This is a genomic window from Aestuariivirga sp. (genome assembly GCF_020252395.1).
Classification (GTDB): Bacteria; Pseudomonadota; Alphaproteobacteria; order Rhizobiales; family Aestuariivirgaceae; genus Aestuariivirga.
The window spans coordinates 316,604-330,049 of the sequence record NZ_JADCDB010000002.1 but is presented as its reverse complement, the minus strand read 5'-3'; the positions used below and the strand labels follow the sequence as shown (position 1 = coordinate 330,049).

Here is a 13,446-nt window from a genome sequence, read left to right as displayed (position 1 = left end):
CGCCCGGACTTCCTCCAGGGGTGAACGAGCCGGTCGGACGGCGGGGGCTATAACGGAAGGGGAAGGTGCGGGCAAGGGGGCCGCGGGGCCTGCGGAACGGGGCCGGATGAGGGCTGCCAGCCATGGAACGTTACTCGAACAGGCTTGACACGCTCTCTTCGCGGTTGGTGCGGCCGATGGCCTCGCCGATCAGCGGGGCGATGGGGATGCAGCGGATGTTGCGGGCGACCTTCACGGCTTCGGTGGGCTGGATCGAGTCGGTGATCACCAGCTCCTTCAACTTCGAATTGGTGATGCGCGAAACCGCTCCGCCCGAGAGCACGCCGTGGGTGATATAAGCGGTCACGTCCTTCGCGCCCTGGGCCAGAAGCGCTTCCGCGGCGTTCACCAGCGTGCCGCCGGAGTCGACGATGTCGTCGATCAGGATGCAGGACTTGGCTTTCACGTCGCCGATGATGTTCATTACTTCCGATTCACCCGCACGCTCGCGGCGCTTGTCGACGATGGCCAAGGGCGTGTCGAGGCGCTTGGCCAGCGCCCGGGCGCGCACCACGCCGCCGACGTCCGGCGAGACGGTGACGGTGTTGGCGACGTCGAGGTGGTTCTTGATGTCGCGCACCATCACGGGGCCGGCGAAGAGATTGTCGGTCGGGATGTCGAAGAAGCCCTGGATCTGATTGGCGTGGAGGTCCATGGTCAGCACGCGGTCCGCCCCCGCGCGGGTGATGAGGTTGGCGACGAGCTTGGCGGAGATCGGCGTGCGCGATCCGGTCTTGCGGTCCTGCCGGGCATAGCCGAAATAGGGGATCACCGCGGTCACGCGCTTGGCGGACGCCCGCTTCAGCGCGTCGATGATGATCAGGAGTTCCATCAGGTGGTCGTTGGCCGGAAACGAGGTCGACTGCACCACGAACATGTCCTGGCCGCGGACATTCTCCTGGATCTCGACGAAGATTTCCATGTCGTTGAAGCGCTTCACCACCGCCTGTGTGATCGGCGTGTTCAAATAGGAACAAATGCCCTCAGCCAGTGGCCGGTTGCTGTTGCCTGCCACGATCTTCATCATGCCCCAAGTCCCTTGATCCGCCCCGGATGCAGGGGTCTATAACAACCGCATGACACGATGCAAAGGGGCATTTCGCTGATGCGGCCATAGCGCCCGCTTATGGGAAAAGCCTCGCTTCAGCGATAGCGCTTGACCACGTCGAAGATGCCCGTCGCGGCGGCCCCGGCCACCGCCGCGGCGGCTCCGCCCCAGCCCGCGTCGAGCGAGCCTGCCGGCACGTCATTGGCTTGCTTCACATCGCCCAGCACCTTGCCGGCGGGCGATTTCACCAGCCAGCGCAGCGCCACCGACTGGGTCTTGCCGTCCTTCGCCACGAGCTTCACATGACCCTCGATGGTCAGCGCATCGGGCTGCGGTTCGCTGACCACCGGCCAGCCCGCCTCGGAAAGGGCCTTGCGCATGGCGGTGGTCAGTTCCGCGTCGCCGCCGCCGGGCGAGCCCCTGACCGGCACAACCGCCACGGCGCGGATCGCCTGCTGGCCGGGCTTCGCCGTGGCGGGAACCGCCGTTGCTTCCTTCGCGGGCTCTGCCTCCGGCGTCTTCGCCGGCTCGGCCGCGGCGAGCGCCGTCTCACCCATACCTTCGGCGACAGGCGGCTCCGCCGCGCGTCCGTCATCCGAGACGGTGACCTTCGGCATCAGCTCCTCGCCGGGGATGGGCGACACGGCGGCCACCCAGGGCGCGATGTCCTCGTGCTCCACCACCTGGCCGGCATTGGCGAACTGGGTGGCGCCGATCTCGGCCAGGCCGGGGCCGTGCACGGTCTCGAAGTCGATCTGGCGGCCCGCCGTCGGGCCCGCCCTCGCAAACAGCTCCGGCGGCGGCGACGTCAGGCTGGCGAGCCGCGCGGCATAACCCATGGAAGACAGCCTCTGCGCCATCAGGTCCGCCGTGCGCCGCGCCACGCGGTCGAGCACGTCGGGCGTCACCGCGCCCCACGGGTCGGGGCCGGAATAGACGCCGGCATTGTCTTCGCCGGTCAGTGTGTCGATCAGCACGCCGTCGGCATCGCGGAACTGCCATTCATAGACGACGCGCACCCCGGCATTGCCCGGAATCGCGCGGATCGAGCCGCCAAGGCTGAACATGCCCGCGCCGAGATTGCCTTCGACGAAGCCGATATCATGCCGGCCGCCGGCGGTTGCCAGCGACTGCTTGAACACGGTGAGCTTGTCAGGCGGGATGCCGGCAATCTGCTGGTAGGCGACGGGCGGCACCGTCTTTCCCTTGGGATTGGCATTGGGCGGCGGCCCCGAGCCGGTGAGGATCGAGCCCGCCGAGCAGGCGGTGAGCAGAACCGCGAACACAGACGCGAGCATCGCGGCCAGCCAGCCCCGCACCCCGTTCCCCCCGCGGATCGCACGCAACGCACCCATGGCCTATCGGATTATCATCTTCAACGGGGCTTTTGAAACGGGCTCCAACCGCTTTTCCCCAATGATGTAGGTGCGCCCGAGGCAATAGGCAGCACCTGCCTCAGAATTCATCAGGATCATGTGGGCAAAGAACACCATGCCGGGACCGATCACCGTGGGATTGTCCTTGTAGAACATCGGGCTGTCCATCCACGAGGGCGTGAACTTGGCGCCCAGCGAATAGCCACAGGCATTGAGACGGTGATCCTTCATGCCGTGATCGTCCATGACGCGGGCGTGCGCCGCGAAGACCTCGCCCGCAGTGCGGCCGGGCGCCAGCTGCTCCTCCACCGCGGCGAGCGCTTCGCGGGCCGCCGCATCCATGGCGAAATGCTGCTTCGCCGGCTTGCCGATGATGAGGGTGCGCATGAAAGCGGCATGATAGTGACGGTAGACACCGGCCCATTCGAGGGTGAGCTGGTCCGTCTTCGACAGCTTGCGGCGGCCGGACTTATAGCGGCAGAGCAGAGCGTCCTTTCCCGAGCCGATGATGAACTCGTTGGCGGGGTAATCGCCGCCACCGGCGAAGACGGCACCCTGCTGCGCGGCGAGGATCTCGCCCTCGTCCGCTCCGGCCTTGGTCTTCCTTACCGCGGCCTTCAGCGCCGCGTCACCGAGCTCGCCCGCCTTGCGCACATACTTGAGTTCCGCGGGCGACTTGACCACGCGGATCATGTTCACGAGTTCACTCGCGTCGGAGAGCTTTGCGAAACCCTCGAGCACAGCATCGAGCTGCTTGCCGTTAGCATGAGTCAGGCCATAGGACTGGTTCTCGACGCCCAGCCGCTTGCCCCTTGCGCCGAGGCTTTCGAGCATGTCGCGCAGCTGGGTCGCGGGATTTGCGCCTGCCGCGTCGGTCCAGATGCGGATGTCGTCGATGATCGAGGTGTGCTGCGCCTGCCTGAGATCGGCGGAGCGGGTGAGGAGAGCGAGCTTGCCGTCCGCCCCGAGATAAAGGCACTGGAAGAAGCAGAAGCCGAAGGTGTCGTAACCCGTGAGATAGTACATCGACTCCTGCTGGAACATGAGGAGTCCGTCGAGGCCCTCTCTCTCCATCTGGGCGATGGCCGCCTCGATGCGGCGGGCGTATTCGGCGCGGTCGAAATGCAGTGCCATTCTCTGTTCCTCAAGTGAGTGCGATGGCCGAGATGAGCCGGCCATAATCTTTCTCGTTGCGGTGCGTGGCGCGGCGGTAGCTGAAGAAGCGCTGCTCGTCACTGAAGGTGCAGAGCGACAGATTGACGACGGCGCCCACACCTTCCGCGCGCAGCCGGTTCTCGAGATAGGCCGGCAAATCGAACATGTAATGCCCGGCGCGTGGCGAAGCGGTGAAGTAGCGCGCGTTGTCCGCATCGGCCTCGATGAAACGGCCGGGGAAGTCGGGGCCGACTTCATAGGCGGCCCTTGAAATCATCGGGCCGATCACGGCGATAATGCCGGCGCGGCGGGCGCCCTGCCCTTCCATGACCTCGAGCGTGCGCGCGGTGACGCCGGCGAGGGCGCCCTTCCAGCCCGCATGCGCCGCGCCAATGACCTTGGCCTTCGGATCGGCGAAGAGCACGGGGCCGCAATCGGCGGTGAGCACGCCAAGGCCCACCCCCGCTGTCTTCGTCACCAGCGCATCGGCGCGCGGGCGCTCCTCGCCGTCCCACGGGGCCGAAACCACCACCGCGTCCGGGCTGTGGATCTGCCAGGCGGAGAGCAGACAATCGGGCGCAACGCCGAGCCTCTCCGCCGCCACGGCGCGATTTTTCGCGACGGTCTCCTTGTTGTCTCCGGAGCCCATGCCGCAGTTCAGCGACGAGAACAGGCCCGTGGAATGGCCGCCCTCCCGGGTGAAGAAACCGTGCCTGATGCCGTCGAGGGCGAGTGCGTCAGCTGCGATCATGGGTCATCCGAACGGGTAAGGCGTGCTCATGCCCGGCGAGGTGGCGCAGAGCAGCTTGAACAGGTTACCCATTTGCGCCTCATCCGCAAGCCGCGCCATTTGGCGGGCGAGCGTTGCGCGGGTTTCCTCGTCCGCCCGGAGCGCAAGCTGCGCAATGCGCTGCCCGAGGCCCATGGCCATGAGGAAGCCGCGCTGGGTCATTGCGTGATGCGCCACGGCGCCTCCATCGCGCAGCGCGGCAGCGAGCTTCTCGAAATCCACATGGGACGTGAGGTCCGCCTCGCCCGGCGCTTCGGTCACCGGCACAAAGCGATGCGCGCGCATCGCCTGCAGCGTATCCCCGGGTGCAGTGTGGAGATGGCCATAGTCGATGACGAGTGCGGCGCCCGCATGGGCCGCGAGCCGCTCGCCGATGTGCCGCGCGATCTCGTCGCGCGCGGGAGCGAATTCCATCACGTCGCCGTCCTTGCCCATGGTGCCCGGCACGATGCCGCCCACGCCGGGCGAGAGCTTGCCGTCCGTGAGGCCGATCACCCGCTCGCGCCAAACACCCTCGCGGCGCTCGAACTGGCGGATCGGGATCGCGTCGAAGAACTCGTTGGCGAGGAGGATCATCGGGCCCTCGGGCACGTCCTCCAGCCGGTCATGCCATGCGATGCCCTCGCCCAGCAGCTCACGCTGCCTGGCGCGCAGGACCGGGCTGGTCTCGACGAGATGGACCCGTGCCGCGGCGGCAAAGCCGGGCGCGGCCTTCCGCACCGTGCGCAGCACGTCGGCCATCAGGGTGCCGCGGCCGGGGCCGAGCTCGACGAGGTTGAAGGCCTCGGGCGGGCCCATGGCACCCCAGGCGCCGGCGGCCCAGATGCCGATCAGCTCGCCGAAGACCTGGGAGACCTCGGGTGCGGTGATGAAATCGCCCCGGTCGCCCAGCGGATCGCGGGTGATGTAATAGCCGTGGCGGGGGTGGCCGAGGCAGAGGGCCATGTAGCGGTCGATCCGGAGCGGGCCCTCGGCCGCGATCAGGTCAGTGAGGACGCTTTCAAGCGGGGTCATGGCGCGACCTGAGGAGCAGCCAGATGCCGACGGCGCAGAGCGGCAGCGACAGGATCATGCCCATGGTGAGGAAGCCGCCGAAATAACCGAGGAATTGATCAGGCTCACGGAAGCACTCGGCGAATATGCGCGACAAGCCATAGACCAGCGCGAAGATGCCCGACGCCCGGCCCGGATGCTGCAGCGCGCCATACCGGTGGGTGGCGATCCGCACGGCGAGGAACAGGACGAACCCCTCCAGCGTGGCTTCGTACAACTGGCTGGGGTGGCGGGGAACCTGCAGTTCGTCATGCGGGAACACGATGCCCCAGGGCAGGTCCGTCGGCCGGCCCCAGAGCTCGCCGTTGACGAAATTGGCCAGCCTCCCGAGTCCGAGGCCCACCGGCACCGAGGCGGCGCCTAAGTCCAGCATGCGGTCGAGGCTGCAGCCGATCGAGCGCCCGTAGAGGAGGCAGGCCACCACCACGCCGAGGAAGCCGCCGTGGAAGGACATGCCGCCATCCCACATCTTCACGATCTCAAGCGGGTGTGTGGCATAGAACAGGGGCTTGTAGAACAGGACGTAGCCGAGACGGCCGCCCAGCACCACGCCAAGGATGGACCAGATGAAGAAATCGTCGACCTGCGGCGCCGTCATGGAAGGCTTGCGATCGCCCCACAACCGGGGGGTGGAGACCAGCCGCTTCATGTACCAGGAGGCGAAGACCAGACCGAAGATATAGGCTACCGCATACCAGCGCACAGCGAAGGGGCCGAACTGGACGATCACCGGATCGACATGCGGGTAGGGGAGGACGGCGAAAGGACCCGGAACACTCATGGCGGCGGACACTGGGGGCTGGCCTCTGCCCCGTCAAGGCGGCCCGGAGGCGCGGCGACGCGGCATCTTGAACTCTCCAGCCAGACCTCATAGCTAAACTCGATAACGAGGGATATCGCCATGACCACGACGCAGACCCGCTTCTTCGACGAACTGGCCAAGCTGATGACCAATGCCGCCGGGGCGGCCCAGGGCTTGCGCCGCGAGGTGGACACTCTCGTGCAGTCCCAAATGGAGCGCGTGCTCAACAACATGGAACTGGTGAAGCGCGAGGAATTCGAGGCCGTGAAGGCCATGGCCGCAAAGGCCCGGGAGGAAAACGAGGCGCTCCATGCCCGGATCGCGGCGCTGGAAGCGAAGCTGGGCGCAGGCGGGGCCTCCGACTCGCGCGCCGACTGAGCCTCCGCCCGGGCGCTCTCCGCCATCGGCGGGTGGCGCAATCGTTTTTGCAAGCGCTGCGGAAAAAAATCATTCCCCTGTGGAGGAATCGCCTCCAGCCGGCGCCCCTCACTTGATGCGACTCGGTGGGTTGGGCAGTTTCCGTTCCGTGGCCCGGCGGATGATTCGTCAGCCAGCGGAGGAATGACGATGGCCCTCGAGGCCCTTGAACGCGACGAAAAGCCCGGCAATCCGCTCGACCGGGTGGAACGCATCGCCGCGGCCCATGACTGGGCCGTCTCGCGCACCGATGCCCGTGAAGTGACGATGGAAGTGTCCGGCGGCTGGAGCGGCATGTCGATCTCGTTCAACTGGCGCGACGATTTCGAGATCCTGCACGTGGCGGTGAGCCTGGAGACGAAGGTGCCGCCCGGCCGCCGCGACGAGGTGGCAAGGCTGCTGGCGCGCATCAACGAGCAGCTTCTCGTCGGGCACTTCGACCTGTGGCGCCTGGACGGCAGCCTCGTTTTCCGCAACAGCCTGCTGCTCGCCGGCAATGCCGAGGCGAACGATGCCCAGTGCGAGGCGCTGATCCGCTTTGCGGTCGGCACCTGCGAGCGCTATTTTCCCGCCGTACAGTTTGTCGTCTGGGCCGGCCAAACGGCGAATGAGGCACTGGAGTCCGCGATGATCGACACCTGGGGTGAGGCGTAATGGTGACGCTTGCCGGAACGCTGGTGCTGGTGGGGGCCGGCAAGATGGGCGGCGCGATGCTTGAAGGCTGGCTCGCCGGCGGCGCCGACCCTATGAAGATCGTGGCGCTGGACCCTGCCCCGCCGCCCGAGATGAAAGAGCTGATCGAACGCCATGGCATAAGGCTCAATCCGGAGATCGCGACGATCACGGATGCCGAGGTGGTGGTGATTGCGGTCAAGCCGCAGCTGATGGAGGAGGTCCTCCCCAAGGTCGCCCCGCTCAAGTCCTCGAAGCCGCTGGTCCTCTCGGTCGCGGCGGGCAAGACCATCGCCTCCTATGAACGGCACTTCGGGTCGGATGCCGCGGTGGTCCGCACCATTCCCAATACGCCGGCTGCCGTGGGCCGCGGCATCACCGCCATGGCGGCGAACCCCCATGTCACGCCAGTCCAGCTGGCGCTGGCCCGCAGCCTGCTCGAAGCGGTGGGCGAGGTCGTCACCGTCGAGCACGAGTCGATGATCGATGCGGTGACGGCGGTCTCGGGCTCGGGCCCGGCTTACGTGTTCTATCTGACCGAATGCCTCGCGGCGGCGGGCGAGAAGGTGGGGCTTCCGAAAGAGCTCGCCGTGCAACTGGCCCGCGCCACGGTGGCGGGATCGGGCGAGCTGATGCGCCAGTCCGGCGCCGACGCGGGCGTGCTGCGCCAGAACGTGACCTCGCCCAAGGGCACGACCTATGAAGCCCTCCAGGTGCTGATGGACCCGGGCTCCGGCATGGGGCCGCTGTTCGAGAAGGCGGTGGCCGCCGCCCTGCGCCGCTCGCGCGAACTGGCCAGTTGAGGATTGCCATGACGGCGACTTTCGACGATTTCCTGAAGATTGATGTTCGGGTCGGCACCATCATCGGGGTCGAGCCCTTTCCGGAGGCGCGGAAACCGGCGTTCAAGCTGAAGATCGACTTCGGGCCGGAGATCGGGGTGAAGAAATCCTCCGCCCAGGTCACGAAATATTACACACCGGAGACGCTGGTGGGCCGCCAGGTGGCGGCGGTGGTGAACTTCCCGCCGCGCCAGATCGGCAAGTTCATGTCGGAAGTGCTCACCCTGGGCTTCCCCGACGGCGAGGGCGACGTGGTGCTGGTGGCGGTGGAGCGCCCGGTGCCGAATGGCGGAAGGCTTTATTAGGGGATAGGAATTCAAGCTTTGCGGAATTTAGTCCTTGACAGCGCGCGCTCGTTGTGCTATGAAAGGGCATTCTCCCGAAATCCGCTAATTGCCGTCATCCCAGCGAAAGCTGGGATGACGGCATGAGGGATGGGGTTCGCCGGGGGTCCGTGGAAAGGTGAGGACGGATGATGCTCGGCGCTTTGTGGCGGCTGTTGGTGGCGATGCTTGTTTCGTTCGCCGTCTTCCCATTCCGGCAGGCAAAGCGGGATTCCATCCTTCGCCGGAATGACGCCAATGTTGGAATGCCGGAAGACCGGGCCTCAGCCCAGCCCGAACATCTTTTTCCAGCCGTTGATGGCCTGCATCCAGGGATTCTCGGCGGCGGGGCCCTGACCCCAGATGTCCATGGGGGGCTTCATACCGAAGATCTTCTCATAGGATTCGAGCGTTGCCTTCCAGGCATCGGCCATGGAGGCGAACTGCTTCACCTCGACGCTCTGGGCCTCCGGTCGCTCGGCGATCATCGACCCCAAGTTCTCCCAGTAGTTCTGGGCGTTCTGGAGATGAAGCATCCAGACGTCGTTGACGGGGCCGGGCGGGATCACATGGTGGCCGGCGCGCATGGCGAGGAACAGGAACTTGCGGTATTCCTCGATGACGCGCTGCGCCGTTTCGGCGTTCTGGCCCATCTGCTTCCGCATCATCTCCATGAGCGGCGCGAAGGCCTGAAGGCCATCAGCGTTCATCAGGTTGAGCTTGAGCCAGAGCGGGTCGAGGCGATAATCCATGACCGGCGGCTTATACAGGGATTTGGACGACGGCGCGAAGTCCGCCTTTCGGACTATCCGCCAAGGACAGTTCGCCGCCATGGGCGCGGGCAATGTCGAGCGCGATGGCCAGGCCCAGGCCCGTTCCCGTCTCGTCGAGATTGCGGGCATTGTCGAGGCGCACGAAGGGCCGGAAGGCATCCGCCCGCTTGTCCGGCGGGATGCCCGGGCCATCGTCGTCGACCAGCAGCGTCAGCATGTGATTGGCCACCGTGGCGGTCACCTTCACGGTCCGGGCATAGCGCACGGCATTGCCGATGAGGTTGGCGAGGAGCCGGCCGAAGGCATTGGGCTTGACCCGCACCATCTGGCCCGCCGGCACATCGATCTCGCAAGTCCCGTCGCGGCAGGCGCGCGCGGCATTCTGGACGAGGGCAGCGAGATCGGTCTCCTGCGGGCTCTCGCCGGCATCGCCCTTGACGAAGGCCATGTAGGCCTCGAGCATGCGCTGCATCTCGTCCACGTCCTCTTTCAGCGGCTGCACCTTGGGACCATCGCCCAGCACGGCGAGTTCCAGCTTGAAGCGGGTGAGAATGGTGCGGAGGTCGTGGCTGACGCCGGCGAGCATGGCGGTGCGCTGCTCCACCTGTTTGGCGATACGGTCCCGCATGTCGAGGAAGGCCTCGCCCGCCGCCTTCACCTCGCGCGCGCCGCGCGGACGGAAGGCCCCGAGATCGCGCCCCGTGCCGAAGCTTTGCGCGGCGCGGGCGAGATCGGTGATGGGGCGGATCTGGTTGCGCAGGAAGATCGTCGCGATGCCGAGAAGGAGCACGGAGGACAGCAGCATGAGCGCGAGCAGGAAGCCGGTGGAAGTGGCGAAAGTACGCTCGCCCCGGGTGCGGAAGTCGAAGATCACGCCGGGTGCGGCCAGCACCTTGACCTCGACGAAATCCGGCTGCTGGCTGATGTCGAGCCAGAACGGGCGGTTCAGCTGCACCGTGAACTCGCGCGTCAGCCGCGTGTCGGCGCGCGAGAAGAAGGGCGTGGGCGGCGGCTCCGGCAATTCGCCGCGCACGATGGTGAGGCCGAGGCCCAGGGTTCCGTTCGCCAGCTTTTCGATGCGCTCCCTGGCTGCCGCGCTCTTGTCGGACCCGTCATAGAGCTGCACCAGCAAGGCCACGTCGCGCGCGTAGGATCGGGCGAGAAGCCGCGTCACGTTCTCGAAGTGGCGCTCCAGGATGAGGCCGGTCATGATGGTCTGCAGCAGCACCACGGGCGCCACGAGGATGATGAGGGCGCGCGGGAACAGGCCCTCGGGCATGTGGCGCTCGAGGAAAGCGTTGAAACGGCTGTAGAGCCAGTTCTGTGCCATGGCGCTCAGCCTAGCTCAGCCGGCGTGCAGCACATAGCCCGCACCGCGCACCGTCTGGAGATAGACGGGGTTCGAGGGATCGTCCTCGATCTTCTGGCGCAGCCGGTTGATCTGGACGTCGACGCTGCGCGCCCCCTCCTCCAAGCCCTCGGGCGCCAAGTCGCCGCGCGTCACCGTGGTGTTGGCATTGGCGGCGAGTGTCCTCAGGAATTCGCGCTCGCGCGTGGTGAGGCGGATCAGCTCTGCCCCCTTGCGCAATTCGCCGCGCTGGACATGGAAGATGAAAGGGCCGAAAGCCACCTCCGGCTGGGCGCGGGCCGTCTGCTCCTGCCGCTTCAGGAGGCCGCGGATGCGCAGCAAGAGCTCGCGCGGCTCGAAGGGCTTGGCGAGATAGTCGTCGCTCCCCGTCTCGAGGCCGGCGATACGGTCGGAGGCTTCGGCCAATGCGGAGAGCATGAGCACCGGCACGGCATTGCCCTCGGCGCGGAGCCACCCGGTGAGGGAGAGCCCTGTCTCGCCCGGCATCATGATGTCGAGCACCACGAGGTCGAAGGCGACGATGCGCATGCGCTCGCGCGCTTCCGCCGCACTGGCCGCCACGGAAATGCGGAAGCCGTTCTCCGTGAGATAGGCCTGGAGCAGGTTACGGATGCGGCGGTCGTCGTCGACCACCAGGATGTGCGGCAGGTCATCCACCATCTTGCGTGTCACCGGGCAGGCTCGCGCGGCCGATCCAGTCGAGAACCGCATCGCGGTTGGCGGGCGAGACCATTTGATACAGCACCTTGCGGTAAAGATGCGCGGCATTGCCCTCCGGCAGCGCCACGGCGCGGCGGATGCGGCTGATCTGCGGGCCCATCAGGCGCTGGCGCAATTCCTCGCCCGCTTCGGTGAGATAAAGCAGGCGCTGGCGGCGGTCGGCCTCGCCCTCCTTCTGGAAGACATAGCCCTTGTCGATCAGCTCCTTCAACACGCGGCCGAGGCTCTGCTTGGTGATCTGCAGAATGTCGAGGAGTTGCTGAACGGTCATTCCGGGGTCGCGCCCGACGAAATGCAGCACCCGGTGGTGAGCCCGGCCGAAGCCGTATGTGCCCAGAATCTCGTCCGGATCCGACACGAAATCGCGGTAGGCAAAAAACATCAGCTCGACGAGCGCCACCGTCTCCTGCTCGCTCAAGTGGTGATCGCCCATTCCCTGGGCAGAAATTACGTCAGCCATATTGACATATTTACCCAGGCTGGCTACGCTTGGCCAGCCGAAAATGCAAAAAAGGCGCGAAAAGCTGAAAAATCAGCCCCTTGGCGCCCTTACACCCCGGACAGGAGCAGCACACCATGGCAACCATTCCCTTCGACCAGCGCGACGGTTGGATCTGGTTCAATGGCGAAATCGTGCCCTGGAAAGAGGCCAAGGTGCATGTGCTGACCCACGGCCTGCATTACGGCTCCTCCGTGTTCGAGGGCGAGCGCGCCTATGACAGCGTGATCTTCAAGTCGGCGGAGCATTCGATCCGCTTCAAGAAGTCGGCCGAAATCATGGATTTCGAGATCCCCTATTCGGTCGAGGAACTGAACGCGGCCAAGGACAAGGTCGTGGCGCTCAATGGCGGCGGCGACCAGTATGTCCGCCCCGTGGCCTGGCGCGGCTCGGAGATGATGGCGGTCTCCGCCCAGCACAACAAGATTCACGTGGCGATCGCCACATGGGCGTGGCCCTCGATGTTCGATCCCGAAACCAAGATGAAGGGCATCAAACTCGACATCGCGGATTATCGCCGGCCTGACCCCGCTTGCGCGCCAGTCCACGCCAAGGCCGCCGGCCTCTACATGATCTGCACCATCTCCAAGCACAAGGCGGAGAAGAAGGGCTATGCCGACGCCATGATGCTGGACTGGCAGGGCCGCGTTGCCGAATGCACCGGCGCCAACATCTTCTTCACCCGTGACGGCGCCATCCATACACCGATCGCCGACTGCTTCCTCAACGGCATCACCCGCCAGACTGTGATTCATCTCGCCAGGGAACAGGGCCTCGAGGTGATCGAGCGCCGGATCATGCCGGAAGAACTTCCCAGCTTCAACGAATGCTTCATCGTGGGCTCGGCGGCCGAGGTGACGCCGGTCGCCGGGATAGGCCCCTACAGCTTCAAGCCCGGCAATATCAGCCGCGCCATGATGGACAGCTACACCAACGCGGTGCGGCCAAAGTCCAAGGCGGCCTGAGCCGTTCAGCCGCCGTTCATCGGCGATCCGGTAGAACAAGACCCGAAGCAGCCTGTTCCATGCTGCTGCCACATTACCGTCGCGGCGACGCCGCAACGGCACGCTATCTACGCGATTAGCTCAGGAGGCTAACTTGTTTCATCAGCTTATCCCCGCCCTCCCCTCCCGCCTTGTTGCTGCCGCAGCAGCCGTGATCCTGCTGGCCGCCTCGGCTCCGGGCGCGCGCGCCGACAAGCACATCAACAGCACGGGAGCGGCCATCATCGGCGGCATCGCGGGGCTTGCCATCGGCGCCGCCATCGCCGACAGCGCCAACCGCAATCGTCCATATTATCCGCCGCGCTACCACGCCTATCCGCCGCCGCAGCCCTATCTCTATGCGCAACCCTATCCGGCCTATTATCCGCAGCCGGTCTATCGCCCCGCCTATGCCAGGCCTTTCAGCCCGACCGGCGGCGTGGTCTGCTATCCGGACCGCGGCCTCTGCTACAATGACAGCAATGGCTCGATCGCCAACAGGTGGACAGCGCGCGTTTTCGGGAATTGACTTGCCCCCTCACGCTGTTCGGCACTGGCGCGGGCAAGGTCTCGGGCCTTACGCTC

16 protein-coding genes are annotated in these 13,446 nt (G+C 65.9%); 6 read left to right on the top strand and 10 right to left on the bottom strand.

The features are described from left to right. Positions 1-130: 130 nt before the first annotated feature. The 6 genes from IOC82_RS02935 to lgt form a co-directional block, all read right to left on the bottom strand. Positions 131-1,063 (bottom strand): ribose-phosphate pyrophosphokinase, encoded by a 933-nt coding sequence (locus IOC82_RS02935; protein WP_290544713.1) that lies wholly within the window; start codon positions 1,061-1,063, stop codon positions 131-133. A gap of 119 nt (positions 1,064-1,182) precedes the next feature. Further along, the gene (locus IOC82_RS02930; protein ID WP_290544669.1) at positions 1,183-2,406 is read right to left on the bottom strand and encodes a hypothetical protein; all 1,224 of its coding nucleotides are present in this window, start codon (positions 2,404-2,406) and stop codon (positions 1,183-1,185) included. A 39-nt stretch (positions 2,407-2,445) separates the two neighbouring features. Beyond that, positions 2,446-3,597, bottom strand: coding sequence for a Xaa-Pro peptidase family protein (locus IOC82_RS02925; RefSeq protein WP_290544668.1), 1,152 nt, complete (start codon positions 3,595-3,597; stop codon positions 2,446-2,448). Positions 3,598-3,607: 10 nt separating this feature from the next. Next, complete coding sequence (pgeF, locus tag IOC82_RS02920; protein WP_290544667.1) at positions 3,608-4,369, bottom strand: peptidoglycan editing factor PgeF; 762 nt, start codon at positions 4,367-4,369, stop codon at positions 3,608-3,610. A 3-nt stretch (positions 4,370-4,372) separates the two neighbouring features. Next, entirely contained in the window at positions 4,373-5,422 is a 1,050-nt protein-coding gene (locus IOC82_RS02915; RefSeq protein ID WP_290544666.1) for an SAM-dependent methyltransferase, read from the bottom strand. Then, entirely contained in the window at positions 5,409-6,242 is an 834-nt protein-coding gene (lgt, locus tag IOC82_RS02910; RefSeq protein ID WP_290544665.1) for a prolipoprotein diacylglyceryl transferase, read from the bottom strand. Before lgt ends, IOC82_RS02915 begins: the two co-directional genes overlap by 14 nt. Positions 6,243-6,362: 120 nt before the next feature. Between lgt and IOC82_RS02905 the strand changes: the two genes are divergently transcribed. The 4 genes from IOC82_RS02905 to IOC82_RS02890 all read left to right on the top strand — a co-directional run bounded on the left by IOC82_RS02905 (position 6,363) and on the right by IOC82_RS02890 (position 8,499). Then, positions 6,363-6,641 (top strand): accessory factor UbiK family protein, encoded by a 279-nt coding sequence (locus tag IOC82_RS02905; RefSeq protein ID WP_290544664.1) that lies wholly within the window; start codon positions 6,363-6,365, stop codon positions 6,639-6,641. Between the two features lie 189 nt (positions 6,642-6,830). Next, on the top strand, positions 6,831-7,334 hold the full coding sequence (locus tag IOC82_RS02900; protein WP_290544663.1) for a YbjN domain-containing protein: 504 nt from the start codon (positions 6,831-6,833) through the stop codon (positions 7,332-7,334). Further along, the gene (proC, locus tag IOC82_RS02895; protein ID WP_290544662.1) at positions 7,334-8,155 is read left to right on the top strand and encodes a pyrroline-5-carboxylate reductase; all 822 of its coding nucleotides are present in this window, start codon (positions 7,334-7,336) and stop codon (positions 8,153-8,155) included. Before IOC82_RS02900 ends, proC begins: the two co-directional genes overlap by 1 nt. 8 nt (positions 8,156-8,163) lie before the next feature. Further along, a complete protein-coding gene (locus IOC82_RS02890) occupies positions 8,164-8,499 on the top strand; it encodes a tRNA-binding protein (RefSeq protein ID WP_290544661.1) in 336 nt (111 codons plus the stop codon). Positions 8,500-8,801: 302 nt separating this feature from the next. On the opposite strand, the gene IOC82_RS02885 is transcribed toward IOC82_RS02890, so the two are convergent. The 4 genes from IOC82_RS02885 to IOC82_RS02870 are packed head-to-tail and all read right to left on the bottom strand — an operon-like array spanning position 8,802 to position 11,812. Then, complete coding sequence (locus tag IOC82_RS02885; protein ID WP_290544660.1) at positions 8,802-9,269, bottom strand: hypothetical protein; 468 nt, start codon at positions 9,267-9,269, stop codon at positions 8,802-8,804. Positions 9,270-9,279: 10 nt separating this feature from the next. Beyond that, positions 9,280-10,620 (bottom strand): ATP-binding protein, encoded by a 1,341-nt coding sequence (locus tag IOC82_RS02880; protein ID WP_290544659.1) that lies wholly within the window; start codon positions 10,618-10,620, stop codon positions 9,280-9,282. 15 nt (positions 10,621-10,635) lie between these two features. After that, positions 10,636-11,319 (bottom strand): response regulator, encoded by a 684-nt coding sequence (locus tag IOC82_RS02875; RefSeq protein WP_290544712.1) that lies wholly within the window; start codon positions 11,317-11,319, stop codon positions 10,636-10,638. Continuing rightward, the gene (locus tag IOC82_RS02870) at positions 11,309-11,812 is read right to left on the bottom strand and encodes a MarR family transcriptional regulator (RefSeq protein ID WP_290544711.1); all 504 of its coding nucleotides are present in this window, start codon (positions 11,810-11,812) and stop codon (positions 11,309-11,311) included. The genes IOC82_RS02875 and IOC82_RS02870 overlap by 11 nt, the downstream gene beginning before the upstream one ends. Positions 11,813-11,955: 143 nt before the next feature. Here IOC82_RS02870 and IOC82_RS02865 point away from each other — a divergent pair, with 143 nt between their 5' ends. Together IOC82_RS02865 and IOC82_RS02860 are read left to right on the top strand one after the other, a co-directional pair. After that, positions 11,956-12,843, top strand: a complete 888-nt coding sequence (locus tag IOC82_RS02865; protein WP_290544658.1) for a branched-chain amino acid aminotransferase — start codon at positions 11,956-11,958, stop codon at positions 12,841-12,843. A 133-nt stretch (positions 12,844-12,976) separates the two neighbouring features. Further along, positions 12,977-13,390 (top strand): hypothetical protein, encoded by a 414-nt coding sequence (locus IOC82_RS02860; protein ID WP_290544657.1) that lies wholly within the window; start codon positions 12,977-12,979, stop codon positions 13,388-13,390. Positions 13,391-13,446 lie beyond the last annotated feature (56 nt).